The sequence below is a fragment of the Sungkyunkwania multivorans genome (assembly GCF_042675645.1).
GTDB lineage: Bacteria > Bacteroidota > Bacteroidia > Flavobacteriales > Flavobacteriaceae > Sungkyunkwania > Sungkyunkwania multivorans.
Map to the genome: position 1 here is coordinate 569798 of NZ_JBHTJH010000004.1, position 25035 is coordinate 594832.

19 protein-coding genes are annotated in these 25035 nt (G+C 40.5%); 11 read left to right on the forward strand and 8 right to left on the reverse strand.

Annotated elements, in window-relative coordinates; genetic code table 11:
• The first annotated feature begins 154 nt into the window (after nucleotides 1-154).
• The 3 genes from lon to cmk all read left to right on the forward strand — a co-directional run bounded on the left by lon (nucleotide 155) and on the right by cmk (nucleotide 4466).
• Nucleotides 155-2605 (forward strand): endopeptidase La, encoded by a 2451-nt coding sequence (gene lon / locus ACFQ1M_RS05500; protein WP_386405064.1) that lies wholly within the window; start codon nucleotides 155-157, stop codon nucleotides 2603-2605.
• 116 nt (nucleotides 2606-2721) lie between these two features.
• Nucleotides 2722-3741: a type IX secretion system protein PorQ gene (gene porQ, locus ACFQ1M_RS05505; RefSeq protein ID WP_386405067.1), complete on the forward strand. Its 1020-nt coding sequence runs from the start codon at nucleotides 2722-2724 to the stop codon at nucleotides 3739-3741.
• Nucleotides 3742-3761: 20 nt separating this feature from the next.
• Nucleotides 3762-4466, forward strand: coding sequence for a (d)CMP kinase (gene cmk / locus ACFQ1M_RS05510; RefSeq protein WP_386405070.1), 705 nt, complete (start codon nucleotides 3762-3764; stop codon nucleotides 4464-4466).
• A gap of 92 nt (nucleotides 4467-4558) precedes the next feature.
• Here the strand turns inward: cmk and ACFQ1M_RS05515 are convergent, their stop codons facing one another.
• Nucleotides 4559-4939, reverse strand: a complete 381-nt coding sequence (locus ACFQ1M_RS05515) for a LysM peptidoglycan-binding domain-containing protein (RefSeq protein WP_386405073.1) — start codon at nucleotides 4937-4939, stop codon at nucleotides 4559-4561.
• Nucleotides 4940-5288: 349 nt separating this feature from the next.
• Here ACFQ1M_RS05515 and rpsA point away from each other — a divergent pair, with 349 nt between their 5' ends.
• The 4 genes from rpsA to ACFQ1M_RS05535 all read left to right on the forward strand — a co-directional run bounded on the left by rpsA (nucleotide 5289) and on the right by ACFQ1M_RS05535 (nucleotide 11151).
• Nucleotides 5289-7067, forward strand: coding sequence for a 30S ribosomal protein S1 (rpsA, locus tag ACFQ1M_RS05520; RefSeq protein ID WP_386405076.1), 1779 nt, complete (start codon nucleotides 5289-5291; stop codon nucleotides 7065-7067).
• Nucleotides 7068-7256: 189 nt separating this feature from the next.
• Nucleotides 7257-9323 carry a M1 family metallopeptidase gene (locus tag ACFQ1M_RS05525; RefSeq protein WP_386405079.1) on the forward strand — a complete coding sequence of 689 codons (2067 nt, stop codon included), beginning with the start codon at nucleotides 7257-7259 and terminating at the stop codon, nucleotides 9321-9323.
• Nucleotides 9323-10234, forward strand: a complete 912-nt coding sequence (locus tag ACFQ1M_RS05530) for a patatin-like phospholipase family protein (RefSeq protein WP_386405082.1) — start codon at nucleotides 9323-9325, stop codon at nucleotides 10232-10234. Before ACFQ1M_RS05525 ends, ACFQ1M_RS05530 begins: the two co-directional genes overlap by 1 nt.
• Nucleotides 10231-11151, forward strand: a complete 921-nt coding sequence (locus ACFQ1M_RS05535; RefSeq protein WP_386405085.1) for a patatin-like phospholipase family protein — start codon at nucleotides 10231-10233, stop codon at nucleotides 11149-11151. Before ACFQ1M_RS05530 ends, ACFQ1M_RS05535 begins: the two co-directional genes overlap by 4 nt.
• 805 nt (nucleotides 11152-11956) lie before the next feature.
• Here ACFQ1M_RS05535 and ACFQ1M_RS05540 read toward each other — a convergent pair.
• The 4 genes from ACFQ1M_RS05540 to ACFQ1M_RS05555 all read right to left on the reverse strand — a co-directional run bounded on the left by ACFQ1M_RS05540 (nucleotide 11957) and on the right by ACFQ1M_RS05555 (nucleotide 19917).
• Nucleotides 11957-12499 carry a hypothetical protein gene (locus ACFQ1M_RS05540; protein WP_386405088.1) on the reverse strand — a complete coding sequence of 181 codons (543 nt, stop codon included), beginning with the start codon at nucleotides 12497-12499 and terminating at the stop codon, nucleotides 11957-11959.
• Nucleotides 12500-12660: 161 nt separating this feature from the next.
• A complete protein-coding gene (locus tag ACFQ1M_RS05545) occupies nucleotides 12661-13422 on the reverse strand; it encodes a LytR/AlgR family response regulator transcription factor (protein WP_386405091.1) in 762 nt (253 codons plus the stop codon).
• A gap of 99 nt (nucleotides 13423-13521) precedes the next feature.
• Nucleotides 13522-16656, reverse strand: a complete 3135-nt coding sequence (locus tag ACFQ1M_RS05550) for a histidine kinase (RefSeq protein ID WP_386405094.1) — start codon at nucleotides 16654-16656, stop codon at nucleotides 13522-13524.
• A gap of 828 nt (nucleotides 16657-17484) precedes the next feature.
• The gene (locus ACFQ1M_RS05555; RefSeq protein WP_386405097.1) at nucleotides 17485-19917 is read right to left on the reverse strand and encodes a DUF5916 domain-containing protein; all 2433 of its coding nucleotides are present in this window, start codon (nucleotides 19915-19917) and stop codon (nucleotides 17485-17487) included.
• 164 nt (nucleotides 19918-20081) lie between these two features.
• Here ACFQ1M_RS05555 and msrA point away from each other — a divergent pair, with 164 nt between their 5' ends.
• The 4 genes from msrA (at nucleotide 20082) to ACFQ1M_RS05575 (ending at nucleotide 21969) form a co-directional block, all read left to right on the forward strand.
• Nucleotides 20082-20648, forward strand: coding sequence for a peptide-methionine (S)-S-oxide reductase MsrA (msrA, locus tag ACFQ1M_RS05560; RefSeq protein ID WP_386405100.1), 567 nt, complete (start codon nucleotides 20082-20084; stop codon nucleotides 20646-20648).
• Entirely contained in the window at nucleotides 20638-21234 is a 597-nt protein-coding gene (folE, locus tag ACFQ1M_RS05565) for a GTP cyclohydrolase I FolE (protein ID WP_386405103.1), read from the forward strand. Before msrA ends, folE begins: the two co-directional genes overlap by 11 nt.
• A gap of 77 nt (nucleotides 21235-21311) precedes the next feature.
• On the forward strand, nucleotides 21312-21593 hold the full coding sequence (locus ACFQ1M_RS05570; RefSeq protein ID WP_386405106.1) for a hypothetical protein: 282 nt from the start codon (nucleotides 21312-21314) through the stop codon (nucleotides 21591-21593).
• Between the two features lie 55 nt (nucleotides 21594-21648).
• Nucleotides 21649-21969, forward strand: a complete 321-nt coding sequence (locus ACFQ1M_RS05575) for a hypothetical protein (RefSeq protein WP_386405109.1) — start codon at nucleotides 21649-21651, stop codon at nucleotides 21967-21969.
• A gap of 20 nt (nucleotides 21970-21989) precedes the next feature.
• On the opposite strand, the gene ACFQ1M_RS05580 is transcribed toward ACFQ1M_RS05575, so the two are convergent.
• The 3 genes from ACFQ1M_RS05580 to ACFQ1M_RS05590 all read right to left on the reverse strand — a co-directional run bounded on the left by ACFQ1M_RS05580 (nucleotide 21990) and on the right by ACFQ1M_RS05590 (nucleotide 25018).
• Nucleotides 21990-22532 carry a DUF4287 domain-containing protein gene (locus ACFQ1M_RS05580; RefSeq protein ID WP_386405111.1) on the reverse strand — a complete coding sequence of 181 codons (543 nt, stop codon included), beginning with the start codon at nucleotides 22530-22532 and terminating at the stop codon, nucleotides 21990-21992.
• A 54-nt stretch (nucleotides 22533-22586) separates the two neighbouring features.
• On the reverse strand, nucleotides 22587-24548 hold the full coding sequence (locus ACFQ1M_RS05585) for a S9 family peptidase (RefSeq protein ID WP_386405114.1): 1962 nt from the start codon (nucleotides 24546-24548) through the stop codon (nucleotides 22587-22589).
• 158 nt (nucleotides 24549-24706) lie between these two features.
• Nucleotides 24707-25018 (reverse strand): DUF6787 family protein, encoded by a 312-nt coding sequence (locus ACFQ1M_RS05590; protein WP_386405117.1) that lies wholly within the window; start codon nucleotides 25016-25018, stop codon nucleotides 24707-24709.
• Nucleotides 25019-25035 lie beyond the last annotated feature (17 nt).

A 25035-nucleotide genomic window follows, 5' to 3' on the forward strand; every position in this document is an offset into this window, starting at 1 on the left:
AAATTGAGGTTGGCACAAGAATTGACTATATAGAGTATCCAGAACCATGATTATTCACATATTCAGTGATATTGAAAGGTTCCAAGGTTTAAAAGACTAATTAAAAAAAATGATAGGCGACTGGAAATAGTGACAGTTTGACCTAAATACTCATATGACGAAGACAAAATTTTTATCGATTGACAACTTGTCATTACAAGAAATGCAAGATGATGCAGAGTTGATACCGTTGATGACGCCAGAAGATGAGGAGGAGATTGCGAAAGAGCCGCTTCCAAAATCACTTCCTATATTACCCTTGCGAAACACGGTGTTATTCCCAGGAGTGGTCATTCCTATCACTGCTGGCAGGGACAAGTCCATAAAACTCATCAAAGATGCAAATAACGGAAGTAAGGCCATCGGTGTGGTTTCTCAAAAGGACGAGTCTATAGAAGACCCTGAAATTGAAGATATCAACACCTTGGGTACGGTAGCACGTATCCTTAGAGTGCTCAAAATGCCAGATGGAAATACCACGGTGATCATTCAAGGGAAAAAACGATTTGAGGTTGCCGAGGTATTGACCACAGAGCCTTACATCACCTCTACGGTACGAGAGGTGGAAGAGTCTAAACCACCACATACAGATAAGGAGTTTTCAGCGATTATCGAATCAATCAAGGACATCGCCTTGCAGATCATCAAGGAGAATCCAAATATACCCTCAGAAGCATCCTTTGCGATCAAGAATATCGAAAGCAGTTCATTCCTGATCAATTTTGTATCATCCAATATGAATATCACTGTAGCGGAGAAACAACAGCTCTTGGCGATACACGATCTTAAAGAACGTGCGTTGGCAACATTGAAATTCATGAATACAGAGCTACAGAAGCTAGAATTGAAACAAGATATTCAATCTAAGGTGCGTAGTGACTTAGACCAACAACAACGAGAATACTTTCTTCATCAGCAAATGAAGACCATCCAAGAAGAATTGGGGGGCGTATCCTCTGAGCAGGAGATAGAGGAGATGCGAGCAAAGGGAAGGGAGAAGAAGTGGAGCAAAAAGGTCAAAGAACACTTTCTAAAAGAGCTGAATAAGATGCAACGGATGAACCCGCAAGTTGCGGAGTATTCAATTCAACGCAATTATTTAGAATTGTTTCTCGAACTTCCCTGGGACAAGTATTCCAAGGATATTTTTGACCTGAAAAGAGCACAGAAGATACTGGATCGCGACCATTATGGGTTGGAAGATGTGAAACGCAGGATCATCGAGTATCTGGCCGTTTTGAAACTTAGGAATGACATGAAATCACCTATACTCTGTTTGTATGGCCCTCCAGGTGTGGGAAAGACCTCTCTGGGGAAATCCATTGCCGAGGCTTTGGGCAGAGAATACGTACGAATGTCTTTGGGAGGATTACGAGATGAGGCCGAAATACGCGGACATCGAAAGACCTATATCGGTGCAATGCCAGGAAGACTGCTACAAAGTATAAAAAAGGCGGGAACCTCCAATCCGGTCTTTGTACTCGATGAGATCGACAAGTTGTCCAACAGTCATCAAGGCGACCCTTCCTCCGCGATGTTGGAAGTCTTGGACCCTGAACAGAACACTGAATTCTATGATAATTTCTTGGAAATGGGTTATGACCTTTCCAAAGTGATGTTTATTGCAACGGCAAACAGTTTGGCCACGATCCAGCCGGCTTTGAGGGATCGGATGGAAATTATCAATGTTACTGGATACACCATCGAAGAGAAAGTGGAGATCGCTAAGCGTCATCTACTTCCTAAGCAGCTAGAAGAACATGGGCTGAAGAAAGAACAGCTGAAGATCGGCAAAAAGCAGCTAGAGAGGATCGTTGAGGGCTATACCCGGGAATCTGGTGTAAGAGGCTTGGAGAAGCAGGTGGCCAAAATGGTAAGACATGCTGCAAAATCCATTGCCATGGAGGAGGAATATAATGTAAAGGTGACCGATGAAGACATCGAGAAGGTTTTAGGCCCTGCTCGAATGGAAAGAGATAAATATGAGAACAACGATATTGCGGGAGTGGTAACAGGACTGGCTTGGACCAGCGTTGGTGGAGATATCCTTTTTATCGAATCGATCCTATCCAAAGGAAAGGGGACCATGAATATTACTGGTAACCTCGGAAAAGTGATGAAAGAATCCGCTACCATCGCTTTGGAATACATAAAATCCAATGCTGAAGAATTAGGGATCGACCCCGACATCTTTGAGAAGTACAACGTGCACATTCATGTGCCTGAAGGGGCTACTCCAAAGGATGGTCCTAGCGCTGGAATTACCATGCTGACCTCTTTGGTCTCTTTGTTTACACAAAAAAAGGTGAAAAAGAGTTTGGCCATGACCGGAGAGATCACCTTGCGAGGCAAGGTGCTTCCAGTGGGTGGTATCAAGGAGAAGATATTGGCCGCCAAACGAGCAAGAATAAAAGAGATCGTTCTTTGTGAGGATAACCGAAAAGATATTCTAGAGATCAAGCCAGAATATCTCAAAGGGTTGAAATTTCATTATGTAACGGAGATGAGCGAGGTGATCGAGGTCGCCATTACGAACCAGAATGTGAAGAACGCAAAAAAACTCTAAGAACAGAGTGGCCAAATAAAATCCGAAAGTTCGCTTTCGGATTTTTTTATTGTGCTGCACGGAAAATATTTAATGCCTCAAGTCGTTTTCAATAAAGATTAGTTATTTTTGCGCCCATGCAGAAAAGGATACCTTTTTACTTTTTCTTACTACTTTCAGCCCTATCTCTTGCCCAAATCGGAGGACGAACTACATACCAATTCCTAAATCTTGTATCTTCTCCAAGACAAGCCGCGCTCGGTGGAAAGGTCATCACCAATTATGATCATGATGTGTCGCAGGCGCTTTTCAATCCGGCCAGTATCAATATAGAAATGGACAACAAACTTGCATTGAACTATGTTAATTACCTTGGGGATATCAACTATGGTTCTGCAGCCTATGCCTATAGCTGGGACGGACGGGAAAACACCTTCTTTGCTGGGGTCACTTATATCAATTATGGTACGTTCGATGGTCGAGACGAGCAAGGTAACCCCACGGGCGACTTTACAGGGAATGAGGTCGCGCTTTCCGTTGGCTATGCAAAAAATATTCCATGGACCAAATTTCACATAGGAGCCAATGCCAAGGTCATTTCTTCTAGGTTAGAACAGTTTAGTTCCTTTGGTGCGGCCATTGATGTAGGTGTCTTTTATCGGGATGAGGAAAAAGGATTCAACGCGGCCTTGGTGGTCAGGAATTTTGGAGCTCAGCTAACACCCTATAACGAGGTAAAGGAAAATCTCCCGTTCGAAGTCTCATTGGGGCTTTCACAACGTTTGCAGAATGTTCCGGTGCGTTGGCACCTTACCTTTGAGAATCTTCAGAATTGGAATTTATCATTTTCAAATCCAAATAGAGCACAGTTCAATCTAAATGGCGGTGTGGCCGAGGAAGAGGTTGGTTTTGTACAGGAGTTCTTGAGACATGTCGTCGTTGGAGCTGAACTTTTTCCAGAAAGAGCCTTTAGCCTTCGTTTGGGATATAATTTCAGAAGGGCCGAAGAGCTTCGTATCGTCGATCAACGTACCTTTGCAGGAATTTCTGCAGGTTTTGGGTTAAAGATGAATCGACTTCGATTCAACTACACTCATGCTAGATATAGTACCGCAGGAAATACTGGACTCTTTGGTCTGGCGATCGATTTTCTCTAGGCCATTAAAAAATTTTATAATTGAAAAAGATCACTATAGCGGTTGATGGTTATTCTTCTACAGGGAAGAGCACCATCGCAAAACAATTGGCAAAAGCGCTTGAATACGTTTACGTGGACACCGGTGCCATGTACCGCGCGGTCACACTGTTTGCAATGCAGGGTGGGTTTATAGATGCCGATACGTTTAAGGTTCAAGCTTTTTTGAAGGTGCTTCCAACGATTCGCTTGAAATTCGTTTACAATGAAGCATTGGGTTTTGCTGAAATGCATCTCAACGGAAAGAATGTGGAAAAGGAAATTCGCACGATGGAGGTTTCGCGTTTGGTAAGTAAGATCGCAGCGATCTCCGAAGTTCGCCAATTACTAGTTGCACAACAACAAAAAATGGGAAAGGACAAGGGCATTGTAATGGACGGACGAGATATTGGAACCGTTGTTTTTCCAGATGCTGAGTTGAAGCTGTTCATGACCGCTTCACCAGAAAAACGCGCTACACGTCGCTACAAGGAACTGTTAGAAAGAGGCGATAAGGTGCAATACGAGGAGGTCTTAAAGAATGTTCAGGAACGTGACCATATTGACAGCACTCGAAAAGACTCTCCATTGACCAAGGCAACCGATGCCATTGTATTCGATAATAGCGATATGGGTCTCGACGAGCAGTTTGACAGAGTGTATGATTATGCCAAAAGGATCATTAAAAAGGTCACCGATGACCATTGACCAAAGACCTAGTTAGGAGCTTGAAACATCAACAAATAAAAAAACCACGAATAATCATTATTCGTGGTTTTTTCTATATAGATATGGTAATCTTATAGATTTGGAATCACCAATTCCTGGTCTGGATGTATGAGGTCTGGATTTTTTAACTTGTCTGTGTTTGCGGCAAAAATTTCCTTGTACTTCATGGCGTCGCCATAGTAATGCTTAGCGATCTTACCAAGGGTCTCTCCTTTTTGTACCACATGTCTGTGATAGACAGACTCATCTGCCACTTTAATGTTCGCCTTGATATCAGACGGCATCTCGCCTCCTATTTCTTTGATCTTGTCCCAAAGTACGTTCTTTTCATACTGTGTGTTGGCCGTTCCTTTGATTTTCAGCACATCTCCTTCCACACTTACATCCCCATCTTGGATGTTCAACTTTTCTCCTAAGTCCAGTACTGGTTGGTATTTTGCTTTTACGCTCATGGTATAAAGTATTTAATAGTTTATGTTCAATCTCAAAGATAGCACATTTATCCCAAAATTTTTTAACACGACAATACTTTCAATCAAAATAGATAAAATGCAGCTTTTGTCGGTGAAGTGTTAGCTTTAGTTGTTCAGGGCCGTAGCATGATACATTTGGATAAGGGGAATTTCAATCACTTCAAATACCTTCTATTTTTTTGTAAATCAAAAAGAATAGTGGTACTTTTGCACACCTTTTGGCGAGTAGTGGACAAAAAGGATTTTTAAACATTTTATTTTTAACCACTTCTGTACGGATGTTCGCGTTGGTCCCACATTACGGCAGAATACAAAGTTACCATCAGCAATGGCTGAAGAAACAACAAAAACAGACGTTCAGGAAACTGTAAATCCTGAGCAATTTTTAAAAGAGTTCAACTGGGAAAAATACGAAGAAGGTATTGAGGCAGTTGCAGATTCAAAACTAGAAGAATTTGAAAAGCTCGTAGAAGAGAATTTCGTAGATACTGCAGACGAAGAGGTCGTGGACGGAACCGTGATTCACCTAACAGACAGAGAAGCGATCATCGACATCAATGCAAAGTCTGAAGGCGTGATCTCATTGAACGAGTTTCGTTACAACCCAGATCTAAAAGTTGGAGACAAAGTAGAAGTGTTGATCGATGTTCGTGAGGACAGAACCGGTCAGTTGGTACTTTCTCACAGAAAAGCACGTACCATCAAGGCATGGGATCGCGTAAATGCGGCGCACGACAATGGTGAAGTGGTCAATGGTTTTGTAAAGTGCAGAACTAAGGGAGGTATGATCGTTGACGTATTTGGTATCGAGGCATTCTTGCCAGGTTCTCAGATCGATGTGAAACCTATCCGTGACTACGATCAATATGTGAACAAGACCATGGAGTTTAAAGTGGTGAAGATCAACCACGAATTCAAGAACGTTGTGGTTTCGCACAAAGCGCTTATTGAAGCAGATATCGAAGAGCAGAAAAAAGAGATCATCGGACAGCTTGAAAAAGGTCAAGTATTAGAAGGTATCGTTAAGAACATCACTTCTTACGGTGTATTCATCGACCTTGGTGGTGTAGATGGTCTTATTCATATCACGGACCTTTCTTGGAGCCGTATCAATCACCCGAATGAGGTTGTTGAACTAGACCAGAAGTTAAATGTTGTGATCTTGGATTTTGACGAGAACAAATCTAGAATCCAATTAGGTCTTAAGCAATTACAGCAGCACCCATGGGAAGCACTTGGAGAAGAGCTCAAAGTTGGTGATAAAGTAAAAGGTAGAGTAGTGGTGATCGCTGATTATGGTGCGTTTATCGAAGTTGCTGAAGGTGTTGAAGGATTGATCCACGTATCGGAAATGTCTTGGTCTACGCACTTACGCTCGGCACAAGACTTCGTAAAAGTTGGCGATGAGATCGAAGCCGTTATATTGACGTTGGATAGAGAAGACCGAAAAATGTCTCTTGGTATCAAACAATTGACACCAGACCCATGGACTGATATCACTACAAAATATCCTGTAGGTTCTAAACACACAGGAATCGTTCGCAACTTCACCAACTTTGGTGTGTTTGTAGAGTTGGAAGAAGGTATCGACGGGTTGATCTATATCTCTGACCTTTCATGGACGAAGAAAGTGAAGCACCCATCAGACTTTGTGACTGTTGGCGATAACCTAGAGGTTGTGGTCTTAGAGTTAGATGTCGAAGGACGTAAACTTAGTTTAGGTCACAAGCAGACCACGACGAATCCTTGGGACAAGTACGAGACCGAATTTGCAGTAGGCACGAAGCACACTGCCGAACTTACGGAGATCGTGGACAAAGGAGCTACCATCAACTTTAATGATGATATCGTAGCCTTCGTTCCTTCTCGTCATTTAGAGAAAGAAGATGGTAAGAAGTTGAAAAAAGGTGAGGAAGCAGAATTTGTGATCATCGAATTTAACAAAGAATTCAAAAGAGTTGTTGCATCGCATACGGCTATCTTCAAAGAAGAAGAGCAGCGAAATGTCAAAGCCGCAGCTAAGAAGGCTTCTTCTTCTGCAGAAAAGACCACGCTAGGTGATCTCGATGCTTTACAAGAACTTAAAGATAAGATGGAAGGTAAGTAATATTATCAAACATCTGTAAATTAAAAGAGGCCTCCGTATTACGGGGGCCTTTTATGTTCTAAGGGCTTTTCAATATTCTGTAGTGTATTTCGTTATAAAGTGGAAAATCATCTAACATTGAAAAGATTGTCTTTTTTTCATCATATTCCTTTTTCCTATTTTGGCTTAAATTTTGAAGCCAGCAATCGCATGAAACGTTTTCTGCTATTTTTTCTCTTGCTAATAGGTTCATGGTTACAGGCGCAACAGCTTCAACTCGTAGACTTTACCAAGGCACATGCCGAGATCAGCATCGATGCTTATCAGAAAAAGGTTTTTGGCACCGTCACCTACCAATTCGATGTGTTTCAAAAGACCAAGGAGGTCTTTTTAGATGCAAAGTCGATGACCTTTGCATCTGTTTATCTCAATGGAAGAAAGGTGAAATTCAAAAACAATGGCGATAGCCTGATAGTACAGAAACGATTGAAGCCTGGTGCGGGTTATGAGCTGGCCATCTCTTACGAGGCCTATCCCAAGAAGGCGATGTATTTCATCGGATGGAATAAGGCAGGGCGAAATCAGGTCTGGACGCAAGGGCAAGGCAAGGAGTCCAGTCATTGGATACCCAGCTTTGACGATGTGAACGAAAAGGTGGAGTTTGATCTTTCGGTGACCTTTGATAAACACTATAGCCTTGTTGCCAACGGAAAATTGATCGCCACGGAAGAGGATGAAACGACCAAGACCTGGCATTATGATATGAATGCGCCTATGAGCAGCTACCTCTTGGCAATCGCCGTCGGGAAGTATGATAAAAAGGTTTCTTTCTCGGATGGAGGCACACCACTAGAAATGTATTATTACCCTGAAGATGAAGATCTATTCGAGCCTACGTATCGATACACCAAACAAATCTTTGATCTCATCGAGGCCGAAACATTGACGGCCTATCCCTGGCAAAACTATAAACAAGTGCCCGTGAAGGATTTTTTATATGCCGGAATGGAAAACACTTCAGCGACCATCTTTTCCGACAGCTTTGTGGTAGATAGTCTTGGATTCATTGACAGGAATTATGTGAATGTGAATGCGCACGAAATGGCCCATCAATGGTTTGGAGATCTGGTCACAGCAAAAAGTGGTAAACACCATTGGCTGCAGGAAGGCTTTGCCACCTATTACGCCCTATTAGCCGAAAAGGAGCTCTTTGGAGACCATTATTTTTATGGAAAGCTGTACGAATCATCGCAAGACCTGATGGCACAGCAAGAAGCCGGAAAGGCGACCTCCTTACTAGACCCAAATGCAAGCTCGCTTACCTTCTACCAAAAAGGCGCTTGGGTCTTACATGTCTTACGAGAAGTAGTTGGTGAAGAGGTGTTTAGAACATCGGTTAAAGAGTATCTGGACACTTTCAAGTTTCAGAATGTTGAGACCGATGATTTTCTTGCTATTGTCGAAAAGCAAAGCGATCTTGACCTAAGTGCATTTTCCGAGAAATGGATACGGAGCAAACAGCTTAAAGAGAAGGATCTTATAAAATATCTACCACTGCAATATCTCTTGCTTTGTGAGTTTAGAGAGTTCGATGCTGTCGATGTGATCAAAAGGTATGATTTTGCGCTCGATGGCGTGCATTTGGCACAGGATAAAAAGATACTGGAGTATCTTTCCGAAAGTAGCATGGAGAATTCCAAGGGTCTGTATGCCCAAGTCTTACAAAGTGACAACATCCTACTTCGGCAAGCAGCTGCTTTCAGCCTCGACACGATTCCTATGAGTTTGAAGAAGGATTTTGAAGGCCTGCTAGAGGATCCTAGCTACCGGACAGTGGAACATGCTTTGTATCAGTTATGGTCGCAGTTCCCAAAGGAGAGAGCAACCTATTTAAAACAGACCAAAGACATCATCGGCTTCAAGGATAAGAATGTAAGGTTGCTATGGCTAACACTCGCCTTGGTGACACCCGAATTTGAGCTTGCCAAAAAAAGTGCGTTCTATGAAGAATTGACCGGATATACCTCGAAGGCGTATGGTTTTGAGGTTCGGCAAGGAGCGCTTCAATATTTATATCAAATACAAGGATTAGGAGACCAAAATTTAATCGATCTGTTAGATGCCTGCCTTCATCACAATTGGCGATTTGCCTCATTTGCCAGAGGCCTTCTCAAAGAGATGCTCAAGAACGCTAGATATAAAGAAAGATTTGTAGCTTTAGAAGACGAACTGCCCTATAACGAGCAGCTATTCCTTAAAAAACAATTGACAGAATAATGAGAGCACTCGTAATAAGTGGTGGAGGAAGTAAAGGAGCTTTTGCTGGTGGTGTCGCCCAGTATCTGATACAAGAACGGGGATATCATTACGACCTTTTCCTTGGAACTTCTACAGGAAGCCTACTCATCTCTCATTTAGCACTGAAAAAGATAGAAAAGATCAAGAATGTGTATACGTCAGTAACACAAAGTAGTATCTTCAGCAATTGCCCCTTTGTCATAAAGCGAAAAAGAAAATATGGCATCGAGACGATCAATATCAATCACTTCAACGTTCTTAAGAACTTTCTACGAGGCGGGAAAACCTTCGGGGAAAGCTATCATCTTCGAAACTTGATACGAGAGACCATCACTGAAACAGAGTTTCAGGAATTGAAAAATGGCCCGAATGATATCGTTGTCACGGTGTCTAACCTTAGTCTCAATCAAGTGGAATATAAAAGCATCAATGATTTTAATTATGACGATTTTTGCGACTGGATATGGATATCCTGCAACTATACCCCTTTTATGAGCTTGGTTCGAAAGGAAGGTTGTGAGTATGCAGATGGAGGCCTTGGCTGCATGGTACCTATTGAAGAGGCCGTAAAGAGAGGTGCCAAGGAAATTGATGCGATCGTATTAGAGACCGAGGTGACCCACCTGAATAGGATGCCGTCTAAAAATGCCTTTTCATTGCTTACCAACATTTTCAATTTTATGTTAGACCGGATAGAATATCAAAATATTAGGATCGGTAAATTTGCTGCTTCGCATAGCGATGTGATCATCAATTTGTATTATACGCCAACGGTCCTCACTACGAATTCCTTGATATTCGATAAGAAGAAGATGACATCTTGGTGGCAACAAGGGTATGATTATTGTAAGTTTAAAAATGAAGAGATCAATCAAATAGATTTTCAATGAAAGCATTAGTGATCAGTGGTGGTGGTAGCAAAGGTGCATTTGCTGGTGGAGTTGCACAATATCTGTTGGAGATAGAGCAACAAGAGTACGATATGTTTCTTGGAACATCGACAGGCAGCCTTTTAATACCACATTTGGCGAATGGGCAGGTGGCCAAGGTCTATGAAAACTACACCACGGTGACCCAGCGAAAGATATTTAGCAATAATCCTTTTGTGGTAAAGAAAAAACAGGGTCGAGAGTTTGTAAAGATCAATCACTTGAATGTCATTTGGCAGATGCTAAAACGAAAGCGAACGTTTGGAGAGAGTAAGTCGTTGCGCCGATACATCAAAAGACAATTCACTTTGGAAGAGTTTGAGACCATTAAGGAAAAGAAAAAGGAGGTGATCGTAACGGTTTCCAATCTTTCTAAGAATAGAGTAGAGTACAAGAGCATCCACGATTTTAGTTATGAGGACTTTTGCGACTGGATATGGATCTCCTGCAATTATATTCCCTTTATGTCTTTGGCAAGGAAAAATGGTTTCGAATATGCCGATGGCGGTTTTGGATGTGTCGTTCCCATTAGAGAGGCGATACGCCGTGGCGCTACGGAGGTAGATGCTGTGATCCTCGAAGCCGAGAACATGGAGCATAATAAGATATTAGGGAAGAACCCTTTTTCCTTGATGGTCAATTTGTTTGGGTTTTTGCTGGACCAGATCGAATATCATGACATTGCCGAAGGCAAGCTCGCTGCCATGCACAGGGATGTAAAACTTCGTGTTTATTATACGCCCACAAAACTCACGGAGAACTCCTTAGTGTTCAATAGAAAGGAAATGGCAAAATGGTGGGAACAGGGATGGCAATATGCCCAGCAGAAAAAGCAGGAGGCTGATCAACTGAAATTTATAAACAAGGATATAGCATGAGGGACTTGCTAGTACAGTACAAAAAAAAAGCTCTAGAGACCTAGAGCTTTTTTTTTCTTTCAGTGTTCCTTAGAATTGGGGCAAAAAAGATACACTTATTAACCAATAACCAAGGCTAAGTAACGCAGATTATTGTGTTCAAAAAAAAAATTGTTGTCAATAAAGCAGAAGTTGTTGTGAAAGGCAAAAAGAAAGATATTTGTCAAAAAAATCGCTCGATGAGTAGGTATTTTTCAACAAAACAGATGTTTAGAGTTCTATTTTTAACAATGTCATAACTATAAGTCATTGATAACTAGCCACTTGAATTTTATTGTAAAAGTTGGTAGACCAATAAAACCCGCCTCTTTCGAAACGGGTTTTGAATTTAGGTAGCTTCGGTTTGGGACAACCTTCTGTTTGGGGCCTAAATAAGTCTTATTTCAAATTCAATTATAATAAAAGCTCCGATTTGATCATCAGGTCTTTTTCACCGCTGTTCCTTTTCTTCGGTCTCAAAGATATCATCTGGATACATTCCCAGTCCTAATCCGTCGGTGATCGCTGTAAATATCTGAGAGACAAAATTTTTCATTTTTCTCATTTTAGACATTTATAAGAATTCAGTGTTTTGGGATATGTGGCCGATGTTTATTGGTTAACGGTATTGGGACAAGTTTGGGGGAACTTGTTCGTAATACTTCACTGATGGTCGTAACGACGCTCAAAATGTTCTCGATGTAGCTGTTTACTCTTTTCATAGGGCAAATGATCTTTTTTTAAATTAGAATAGTGGTTCGGGGGAACTTCATTCTTGATCGACCAATTACTTACCGATGTTTTCGATGAACCTTTTTAGAATAAGATTGTTGGCTACGGCTATCGAGTTTTCCTTCTGTAGGTTTAAATTCAATTGATATACTACTTCTTTCCAGCTGTAGGTATGCTCTAGATCGAAGCTTAAAACATCAAATGAGGTATCAAAACTCACATCTTTGGTTGTTGGGGCAATCTGATTTACATACAGGATGTAAGCAGCGCCTAGACCTTCGGCTTCTCGGTAGATAGCGCCTTCAAAATTGCGCTCAAGAAATAAGGTCTCGGTCTTTATACCATATTCATTGAGTTTGGCATTTAGATCAGCAGCATACTTTTGTAGGTGTTTCGTATTTTGTTGTGCTAATTTAATGACCACATAGACTTTGGGGGTCGCTTTGTCAACTAATTCAGAACAGTTTTCTGTTGGGGCAAAAAAGGTGTCTGTAACGGGCGTTTCGGTTTGGGCAAAAAAGGGTTTTACATAGGCTTTGGTAATACTGTGGGCAAAAAAGGTGATGAAAATTAATAGGGCTTTTTTTAGGTTCACCATTATCATTAAAATTCGGTTATCAAATAATTACAGTACAAATGTAGCCCTAGTATGGGCCATTTAAAATCGTGATGTAACAATCGGGAGTATTTGATGAATAGATGGTAAAAAACCAAAAATCTTTCAAAATTTGGATATTCAAGTAGTTGCTGTACAGCTAGTTATTTGATCTTTAAGAAGCGATGTAGCTGATCTTGGCGGCGCTTTGCAATTGGGATGGATTCTCCAGTGACCAGTTCGCAGTAGTTACCACCACTTTTATTGATGTTGAGTACATGGGTGAGATTGACAATATAAGAATTGTGAATTCTAAAGAAAATGTTCTTATCGAGTGTTTGTTCGTATTCACCAAGATTCTTGGTGGCAACGATCTCCTTGCCGCTAATCAGGTGAAAGGTGGTGTACCTTCCTTCGGAGTTGCAAAATACAATTTCGTTGGTCTTTACAAAATCGATCTTATCCACCGAAGGTATTGCAATAAAATTAAGTGGTAGGCGATTTTTGTTAATTGAATTAGAGAGCATGTTCAATTGCTCTTTTTCCGTGAATAGACTAAGTTTTATCTGTTCGTGGGCCTTGTTTACCGCAAGCACCAACTCTTCAATTTCTATTGGTTTTAAGACATAGTCGATGGCACTGAATTTAAATGCCTTTATCGCAAACTCGTCAAATGCGGTGACAAAGATCACCTTGGATTTTGTGAATGTTACGTCTTCCAATAATTCAAAACCAGTGCCCTCGTCGAGCATAATATCCAAAAAAATGAGTTGTGGTTGCAATTCCTCGATAAGAACTTTACCTTCTCGGCTGGTGGTCGCCTTTCCGATAATCTCTACAATGGGGCAGTACTTTTCGAGAAAGTGCACCAGTAGGTCAACGTTGTTTACTTCGTCATCGATGACGATCGCTTTTATCTTTTCCATCAAGGGCTGGTTTATTACCTTGAAGTTAAAGGTATATTTTCTAAAAACAAAAGAAAAAAACCGTTAAAAAACTATGGGTTAACCACTTAAGGGTCAAATTTAGGACTGGTCGAGCGCTATCGAAAGCTTTTTTACGATCGGTATTTGTATGGTCACTTGAGTGCCCAAAGGGGTTTCACCCTCCCTTAGGTCGAGGATATTAAATGAGATCTTCTTTTTGTTCACATCGTTGAAGATGTGTATGCGCTCGTTCATTATATGGGTAGCCCAAGACTTGTGGTTCTTTCTGTAGCGTTCGTTGATCTTAGCAGCGGCTTCACGCCCAATCCCATTGTCGATGATATTGCCATGTACCATGCCATCTTCCTCATGAAAACCGATCCATATGATCCTGTCCTGCTTTTTTGGAGTAAGCCCGTGAACAATAGCATTTTCAATTATTGGCTGAAAGAGCATGCACGGGATCATCAGGTCACCGACATCCATTTTTTTGTCTACCTCAAAAATAACCTCCAATTCATCATTAAGTCGCAGTTTCTCTAATTCTAGATAGGATTTTAGATAGGTGATCTCGTCCCTCAGTAAAATAAATTCAGAATTGCTCATGTCGAGCGTTAAACGCAATAGTTTAGAGAAGGCAGCAAAGTATCTATTGGCTTCCTTCTCGCCTTTGAGCAACATTACACTTTGCATGCCATTTAGGGCATTAAATATGAAATGAGGATTCATCTGTGCTCTAAGCGCCTTGGCCTCTAACTGGGCTATTTTGTTTTGGTGCTTGAATCGCATCCTCATTTGCTTGCGCTTGTAGTAATTCCAAAAGTAGATGGCTCCTAGAAAGAGAAAAATACACAAAACGATGAACCAGGTCTTTTTGTAAAAGATCTGATAGGCTCGGATCTTGTAATTGAGCATATTGGTCGGATTTCCTAATGAAGAAAATCCACGCACCTGAAGCAGATAATCCCCCGGGGGAACGCCAAATAGTCTGACAGTATTGTAACTACCAAGATCCACCCATCCCTCGGTGAGGCCATCGATCTTGTATTGATAGCTGTTTTTCTCAGGATTGAAGATGTCATTGATCAAAAAGCGTAGTGTCGCATAGTTCTTGTTATAGGGCATGGTCAATTCTTTGACACTTGCAAGATCGTATTTGAAATTTTTATTTTGCTTGGTTACTTGATCATAGATCTCAAGATTGGTAAGGATAATATTCGATGGCTTGGCACGTTGGGAAATCGTTTTCGGATCAAACCTTACAATCCCATTAAGTCCTCCGAAATACATTTGGCCATCCTTGGTTTTGTAAGCAGACCGGTTGTTGAATTCATTATTTGGCAGTCCATCATTAGTGTAAAAATCTTGGATTCTTCCGTTGTATTTGTGTAATCTCACCAATCCGTTGTAGGTCCCGAACCATATATGATCTCCCTCTTCTAAAACGCCCGTAATATTGTCGTTTTTTAGTCCGTTTTCGATGGTGTACTTTTTGATCTTAAAGGTGATGGGATGTATGCTATGCAATCCTTGCTCCGTACCTACCCATATATGTTGATCACGATCTTTATATAGTACCTTTATATTATTATCCTTAAGCTGATATTCACTAGATTCCGTGCTAAAATGCGTTACGGCGTTGGTGGTAAGATTCTTTCTGAAAAGCCCATTTTTCAAGGTGCCTACCCAAAGGATATTTTTGGACCTATCTAGGAAGAGCTTGAAAATGGGAATTCCAATGAGATCATATTGCCCATTCAACCAGCTCACCTCTGTGAACTCTTTGGTCTTTAAATTGTAGTTATGTAAACCAAGCTCTCCGGCAATGAGTAAATTATCACTGTCGAGTTGTACAATATCGAAATAGTTGATATCCTCGAAGCGTGGCAGACCTGTAAAACCTATTTCCTCGTAGGTATTGGTCTTTAAGTCGATCTTTATAATTGAATGATAATATCCATAGGCCCATATCGTGTCATCGTTTTGCATGTAAAAATTATACACCCAGGCGTTATTCAGCGGCTTTCCGCTGTTTTTTTCAGTAATCCTTAAATGTTTGAATTGATCATCGCCTTTTTTAAGCTTGAAAAAGCCCGCATAGGTGTAGATGTAAAGGTCTCCAGCTGAATTCTCGGAAAACCCGCGACAGCTGATGTTGTTGGAAAGAGCGAACTCTTTGGGGTCGTCCAGATACTTTATGAACCCAGGGTTGGTATAACGTATTTTGGTAATACCACTTTCTGAAGAAGCTAAAATAACACCACTGGGATCTACGACAACATCGAAAATATAAAAAGGAAGGTCTACCTTATCTTTTTGTACCATCTTAAAGTCGCCGTTCACTTCTATAATATGTACACCTTTGATGATCTTATTATCTATGAGAAAGAGTCCAATGCCCTCTCTATAACGAATGCTGTTAGAATCGGGTATGATCTTGGTAGTGCGACAAGGTAATTCGATGATCTGTTTGTCTATAGAAGGGACGTAAGTAAATCTATATATGCTGTTGTCATATTCGTACGAACCTGATGTATCTTTTGGAAAAAACTCGCCATTATCACTCAAAATGCTTTCTTCATGTCGATCAAATGTTCTTCCATCCTCTAAATCCCATAACAAATCACTTGCACCATTTTTAAAAGAGTACCATCGATTGTCTTGCCTTAAGATAATGGTGCCATCATCAAGGATGTCATTTATGACAATACCATTTTTCGGGGAAAGGGAAACATTATCTTTCTCTGGGATTTCCGTGACTTCAAAAAGCGAAAGCTCGTCATATGCGTCATAACGAGCAATATAGTTGGTATAGGTCCCAATCCAAATATTCCCTTCGCTATCCTCCTTGAGAGAGGAAAAGATGATCTTTTTCCTGCTATTCGGGTAGACACTAGATAGTGGTTTGGTCTTGCCAGTATTAAGGTTGATGATAAATGTTCCTTGATTAGACGACAAAAAAACTCGACCATCCTTCGTCTTTAAGAAATCTGTAGCTGTTAAAATAGGTTCTTGCTTATCAGGATAGTCTATAGGAAAGAGTATATGTTCCTCTGGAGTTTCTCTAACAAACCCATCATAGGTAGTATACCATAAAAATCCTTCATCGTCTAAGAATAGCTTCTTATAGAAAGAATTGCTCTGCCCATTATTGTTAACGGGAACATTCTTTATATCATGTGGTTGGCCAAGACCAATTTGCAAAGAAAGGAATGTAAAAAATAACGACAGCATGGATAACTTTATCGTGATATTTCTATTAAAAGTTTGGTTGTAGGCACCCATGCATTGCTTAATTGTATTTTAAATATATACAAATTAATGACATTTGCATGGTTGCACTGTCCAAGACTAAAAATGGTAGGGCCTTCCACTTTACATCTAAAAACAACTAGGAAGATCGGAATACTTTTCATGATATGTTAATCCCGTGTAATAAGTGGGGCATTTACGTACATGAACGGTTAAGATAATTTTTGTAACGGTGTGATTTTCAAATGCTTTTAAAAGCAAAAAGCGAGCCCGAAGACTCGCTTTTGCCATTAATCAACACTATAACTTTTGAAACCAACCAAAACCAGCTATAGCTTGAAAAATACAATCATAACTTCAAAACCAACCAATAGAGTTATGATTCAACCAACCAATAAAAACATCAAACATGAAAATCTTTTCTTTCTGCATGGTCAACAACCTCTTGTCGACCAATTGTGATACAAATATCTGACGAAAGGAGGTTATGGCAAAGGCCTATGTAATAAACGGCTTAGATGCTGAATAAGTGGAACTTATTGTATAAACGATGTATTTTTCATCCTTTCAGAGCACTGAATCTTTGTTGAAAACAAACAGACTCCTTTTGGAGTCTGTTTTATGTGACTAGTGATTCCCCTAAAATTTAAATCCTAGTCTTTGTTATGAATGCGGCCTTGGCCGCTACTTTGGATACTCTTTAAAAACAAATGTCACAGACTGGACGCACAGTTTAAAGCTAGCTGTTATAAACGGGCGATATAGATAATAAGTGGGAATCTAGAAAAAAGGAAGTATTTCTAAGAATATTTACCCTTTAAAGCTATTTTTCAAATTATTTACGTCGATAAAATACACGATACGCAAAGAGAGGGTATGTTGCGTGGGATTGTCAAAAAGTTTTCCGAGGCTTCCGATATAATTCTCGGTCGAGGGAGCCTCGTCATTAAAGGCTTGATTGCGATAAAGCAAAATGGCTTCACTTCCAGGCGAAAATCTCCATCTAAAACTAAGGTCTAAATTCCATATATTGAAATTTCGATTGGGATCGTTGGCGGCAATGTCATAGGGCGTTTCCGTGCGTGTTCCATCGTCATTCAAAAGGTAAAATACCTCATCCTTGTAATTCGCCGTGCTCCAAAAATTTCTAAATCTAAGGTCAATGGCCTTGTAAGAGTCGAAATTATAGCTAGCTTGTAATGAGTTTTCGATTCGGCGGACCTCTCTTCTCCCAAGAAACACATCTGTACCGTCATCATCGATATAACCAAAATTATTGTATTGGTTGAAGAGCTCGGTTCTCCAGATAAGCAAAAATTTATCCGAAAAGCGATATCTAGGTGACAATTCTAGAAAGATATGCGACTGCTGCTCATCACCAACAGATGCTTCATTGAACCAGTTGCGCCCTGCTATGGTCGCATCATAAGCGAACTTTTTCCGATAGTCTGAGGATACCCATAATGCGCCACCTATATTCGGGAGAAAAGTGACAAAACGGCCTGCTACACGTGGTTCAAAATAGTCTTGCGATTTAGAGTTGTAGTTCACGTTTCCCCCAAATGCAAAACGCTCTTTAGTGACGAAAAAAGAACTCAGCCTATACGAGTTTTCGGTTTGCACACTAGGTTTGTAGAGTCTTCGGTGCGCCACTCTAAAATCTATTCGATATTTGTTGAATCTTTTGGTAGGCTCGAAGATCTCATAGGAAGCTTCGCCAATAACATTGTTAAAATTATTTCGAAAGTTAAGGCCAAGGTCATTTGCGTCGTAGGTGTCGTTCGCGAAATAATTCGCAATACCATACCTAAAATTACCTTTGGTCCTTCGAACTTCAAAGTTGGTTCTAAGACCTGTGGTGGTCACGCCATTTTCGACCACATTGCTCACACGGGCACCACCCTCAAAATTCCACGAATTCGCCTTATTGGAAACATCATACAAGAATCCTGTTACATTGGCATCCCTAAAGCTACCATCCCTTGTAACATTGGTGTTGATAAGGGTCACCGAGGAGTTCTTGTTGAACAATTGATCCACCACAAAAATGTTATAATTGGCTAAGGGTTCTACAAGTACATTTCTTACCTCATCTGTATCTAAGTTTCTAATTCTCGCTTCGGTGCGTTCTGTGACCGCATTAAAGAATCCTACCCCTAGATTTCCCTTGGTCCTTCCAGAGATCTTCAAAGCATTCAATAGCCCGACTTTTGAAGGTTCTTCTATGATCTCTTCATTATCGGCTACTGTACCGATATCACCACTGGGGGCCCCGCCGACCCTTCGACTAAAAAAAAGTCCACCTTTATTAAAAAGATCGGTTCCCTCGGTAAAAAATGCTCTGTTCTCATCAAAGACCTGCTCAAAAGGTCCAAGGTTGAGCTGTACCTCGTCAAAAGCCGCTTGGCCAAAATCAGGTATTAGAGTTGCATCTAGCGTAAAGGCATCACTCAATCCATATTTGATATCCATACCTGCGGTGAGGTTGGTGGTCGTCTCGTTGTCAAAATGCTGTACGAGACCTTGGGCGAAAGGATATAACGTAAGCCGAAGCGGAGGGTCGATATTTCGTATGCCTTCAACAAGACCATTATATTGCGATTCTAATCCAACTGAACGGTCTATTTGATTCCAAACATAGGTTTCGTTCAGATGGGTGATGCGACGTCTAAAATTGGCACTCCAGTTTTGCTCTTCGGCTTGTGGGAAACGCAGCGCGTTGTAGGGAATCTTAAACTCTGCATACCAGCCTTTCTCATCGAAGGACACATTGCATTGCCAAACGACATTATAACTAAAGTCAAAATTGTTTCCAGAGACGATAGCGTCGCCAATGGTGCCAGCACTGGTCACTAAAAAATGTACTTCATTGATGCCGTCATTATAGGTGTTTAAAGCGAAGGAGAAATGGTCGGCTTGTACAAAGATGTCATCTCGTTGACTAAACTGCCGCTGTACCTTGGACGGCTCGTTGTCAAACATATAGGCCGCCAAATATACCGCCTTGTCGTCATAGGCCATTTTTACCTCGGTACGGTGTGTTTCACGTTCCACGCCTTCATTCGCTGGCTCCAGCATGAAGAAGTTCTTGGCGGGTTGTATGTTTTTCCAAACATTATCGTCTAAAACTCCGTCTATTTTAGGGGAAGTGTCAATTCTAGTAGCCGAGATCACCTTCTTTTCTTGGGAATACGTCCCAAACGTGATAATTAAAGAAGAACAAAATAAAATGAACTTGGACATTGTAGAAGGTTAGCGTGAAATTCGCTACAATGATACTATAAATCTTGTGAGAGAAATGTAAAGGAATTCCCAAATATACGTTAAAAAGGAATTAATTTGTTTAATCATTTTATAAATTAGCTAAACAAATATTTTTTATTAATATAGAACTAAAAAACATAGATATGAGTATTAAGAATATAGAGATAGCAACATTCGCTGGCGGATGCTTCTGGTGTACCGAGGCTGTTTTCGATAGGATCAATGGTGTTGAGAAGGTGGTATCGGGTTACACTGGTGGAACTATAAAGAATCCAGCCTATCGAGAAATTTGTACAGGAAAGACCGGGCATGCAGAAGGGGTGCAGATCACTTTTGATCGCGACATCATTACATACGAAGAGTTACTGGAGATCTTCTTTGCGACACACGATCCCACTACCTTAAATCGACAAGGTAATGACAAAGGAACGCAATACCGATCTGCTATCTTTTACGCCAATGAGGATCAGAAGAAAAAAGCGGAAGATTTCATTGCATATTTAGAAAGAAGGGCCATCTTTGAGAATCCAATAGTGACTGAAGTTGCTGAATTGGAAACTTTCTATGAGGCAGAGGATTATCATCAGAATTATTATGAGATACATAATCAGCAGCCATATTGCCAAGTGATCATTAATCCAAAACTTCAGAAACTAAAGAGAAATTATCAGCATAAATTAAAAAAACAACGACTAGCTAATGCCGTATAAGTCATTTGAAGAGTACAACATCAAAGTTACCGATGATGTAAAGGACCGATATAAGAGTATCATTGCAGAAATTGGGGAAGACACGAAACGCGAGGGCTTATTAAAAACTCCTGAGCGTGCTGCCAAGGCCATGCAATTTTTAACGCAAGGCTATTATCAGGATGCTTCCGAAATTTTAAAAAGTGCGATGTTCAAAGAGTCATACAATGAGATGGTCATCGTTAAGGACATCGAACTATATTCGCTTTGCGAACATCATATTTTACCTTTTTTCGGAAAGGCGCATATCGCCTATATTCCAAATGGATATATTGTAGGTTTGAGCAAGTTACCTCGTATCGTAGATGTGTTTGCCAGGCGATTGCAGGTGCAAGAACGTCTTACCGAGCAGATCCTTGATTGTATAAACGATACCTTAAAACCTCAAGGGGTTGCTGTGGTTATCGAAGCCAGTCATATGTGTATGATGATGCGTGGAGTGCAAAAACAAAATTCGGTGACTACGACCTCCGGTTTTAGAGGAGCTTTTGAGAAGCAAGAGACCAGAAACGAATTCCTGAAGTTGATCAGTAGTGATTTTTCTTAAAATTTTAAGATAATCGTATTTTATATATATATTAAAATGCCTTAAATTTGTAATTCACAATTTTAAGGCATTTTATTATGAAATACGTAATATTCACTTTATCCTTATTCTTTTGTGTATTGTCTTATGGACAGCAAACTCAATTGACAGGTCCTAAATTCAAAAAGGCCAAGATCTCTGAGCGATATCCTGCAAAGGGGAAGGTGGTTCTTCAATCTAATAAAGAGAAGTTACAAGGTCCAGCGGCCAAGAATAAGAAGCCAATGGCTCTTAAAGATCAGAAGACACAACCGATTGCTTTTAAAAAGAGAACACCTGTTTATGGTCCAAAGGCCAAGAATAGGAAGCCTTGGCAATAGGACAATTTTTTGGCACGAAAATGGTTATATTTAGGTCGAACCTAAAATCTTCTTCATGTCAAAAAATAATGATAAGAAATACCAAAAACTGTTATTAAGCCTGGTCATGGATGGCTTGGGCGTCCTCACCTCGTCATATGCAGTAATATTGTTGGGCGACTTTGCCGATGTGGTCTGGGCACCTCTAGCAGGCTATGCCATGACCAAGATGTACAAAGGGAATGAAGGGAAGATCGCTGGTGCGGTGACCTTTATTGAAGAGGCCATTCCTGGGACCGATCTCGTTCCGACCTTCACTTTGATGTGGATATACACCTATGTGATTCAAGGTAAGAAGAAGACCGAGGAGATCATCGATATCGACATCGAGCAATAGATGTTTTCATTTGGCAGCACTTACACCGATTTTTCATAGGCTTCTTTTAGCCATGAGATAAGTTCGGCATCTATATCTTCTAGCGCTGTGAGTTGCACGCGATGCGAGCACATGGTTCCAAAGGGACCGGAGTTCCCAAGCCTTTCGGTGGTAGGCTTATCCTTTAATTTTAGCCCGAGGTCGATTCTGGTCTTAGTGGCTGGTTTTATCAGCGCGAATTGCCGCTTTCGAATGAGGCTCACGCTTGTTTTCTTTGGTGTTTTTATCACATCGCTTCCAAAAGTATCGACGACCGCGATCAATTTTTCGTAAATAGGCCTTAAGTTTTCCTTGCCATCATATTGATTGGCAATGAGGTCATCTGCTGTATCATGGTCGTCTTTGGAAAGAGATACGATGGTATTGGCGAACCCATGCGTTACACCATGTTCTTGTTTCAGATATTTAACTGCTTCTCCATGTTTGGCAAACGCCTTCTCGTTCAAGAGTCTTTTCCATTCATCTAATGACTTCCCGGTCTTTTCGGGCATATTGTCGATCATGGTCTGTAATGCCTTGTCCATAGTGGTTTCTTTTGATTGAAATGCTTTGGTTTTGGTTATACTTCTTGAGAGATATCAATCATTCAGCAGATTTTCTTTTAAGAACAAGGCGACCGCTTCGGTCATTCTATCCCTATTTGCTTTCTTTCTAAATCCATGCCCTTCATCTTTCGCTAGCATATACCACACCATTCCATTATTATTTCTAATCGATTTTACCATTTGTTCAGATTCTGAAGCAGGTACACGTGGATCGTTTGCACCTTGAATCACAAATAAGGGTCTTTTGATCTTATCCACATGATTTGTAGGCGAAATGGACATTAAGAATTTTCGCATTTCAGGATCTCGTTCATCACCATATTCTGCTCTTCTTAGATCACGTCTATATGCTTCCGTATTTTCTAAGAACGTCACAAAATTACTTATCCCAACCACATCAATGCCGCATTTGAGCTTATCATTGAAATGATACATCGAGGATAGAACCATATACCCACCATAAGAGCCCCCGAAAACAGCGATTCTTTCGTTATCAAATTGCGGTTGATTCTCTATCCACTCGAGAAGTTTGCCGATGTCTTTGACAGAATCCTCTCTCTTGAATCCGTTATCTAGTTTTAAATAGTTCTTACCATATCCTGAAGATCCGCGGACATTGGGAGCGATCACCGCTATGCCCATCTCATTGGCCAAAAAAGCATAGAATGAAGAGAAGTTGGGAGTATGTTGACCCTCCGGACCCCCATGTATAGAAATCATAACTGGCATTGGGTCATTTACTTTTGAAGGCTTATATACAAAAGCTGGAATCATTCTTTTTTTTCCTTCCAATTCATCAAAGGTTTCGTAATGGATAAGCACTGGTTTTGGAAACGTACTTGTGTCAAGTCCACCTACTTCGCTGGTCGTCCATCTTTCAATTTTCATGCTAGAAATATCCAAAGAATATATATCACCGGGCGTTTGAGACGTATTTATGGCCATTCCTAACTTATCCTCCGTTGGATGAAAATGAATCGAATAAATTTGGCCGATCGGTAAATTCTTCGCCTTTTTATATGTATTCGATCGGAGATCTATTAGATATAATTGGTTATATCCGTTTTCATTTACTGTAAATGCGCCTTTGGTACCAGACCTATTCGTAACAAATTCTTCAACATCCCATGGGATGTCCTTGGTGATATATTCAATTTCTTTCGACTTTACATTATATTTAAAGAGGGTACGAAATTCTCCTCCTTGGTTGGTGGTGCCATAGATGTTTTCTCCTTTGCTATCCCAGCTATCAGCTAGAAAAACAGCATCGGTATCCTCATCATTGATCTGAGTTAGCTTGTTGCTTTTCAGTTCCAAAATATAGGAGTTTGATTTTGTACTTGATAAATATTGAAAGACAAGCAATCTCTTATCATCTGGCGACCAATCGGTCGCTATCCAATATCCGTTTCCTTTGTTAATTTTTAGAGCAGCTTCTTTGGGTGTCTCCATATTGGAAATATAAATATCAAAATCTTTTTTATTTCTTCTTGAAGATGTAAAAGCAAACTGATCCCCTTTGTTAGACCATAACATTCCAAGATTTACAGATGCTCCATCGCTTATCATTTCCGATTTTCTTGTGGCCATGTCGTACCAGTAAATTTGTCTGAATTCATTTCCGCCAATATCTTTAGAAAAGAGAAAGCCGTTATGGTCTTTAGAAGGGCAAAAAGTACCATTTGATACAGGTTCATTAAAAAAGGTGATCTGACTTCTGGCCCCACCAGGATACGCTATGGTATGTAATTGTGAGGTATTAGCGAATCTCGTAGACAACAATATACCCTTATTGTTGGGCATCCAATCCACGAAGTTTGCAGATCGGGTGTTTTGATACTGCTGTAATCTCGATTTGATATCTTCGGGGATCTCTGGAATATCTTCCAATATCAAATTTCCAGACGTTCTGCGGTTTTGAGAATGAGCGGTATTGGATAAAAGAAATAGGAGGAAAATGAAAATTACGCTGAATTGCTGAAAAGGATATTTCATGGTTTGGTTTTTTGTTATTGGCTTAAATACTTCGGTATTTCTTCACGCAAGAATGACCTAATTTAGCCAGTTTTTATTGCAATGGCAATAGAAGAATGAAAAAACCTCACAGGTTTTGGATTGCCTGTGAGGGTCTTTCGGAGTCGTATATGTTATGTTTATTCGCTCTTTACAAATAAAAATCCAAGGCCCAAGCGTTGCAGCATTTTCTTTTCGATATTCCAAAAGAATTTGAACTGCCCGAAAAGCCATCCAAAGAAAACCAATAATACCTGATATACAGGAAAGATCAATAAAATTCTGATAGGCCAATATATCCAGCCGTTGGTGTTTTCCTTAGTTATATTGAGCAAATCCATCAGAGGCCCTGCTAATTTTGCGGCAGAAGACCCGGTAATGGCAAAAACGATAAATATAATGGCCACTTGAAAATTCGAGGTGATACCCCAACGTTCCTTTAATTTTTCCATAGCATTTCAAAAATCAG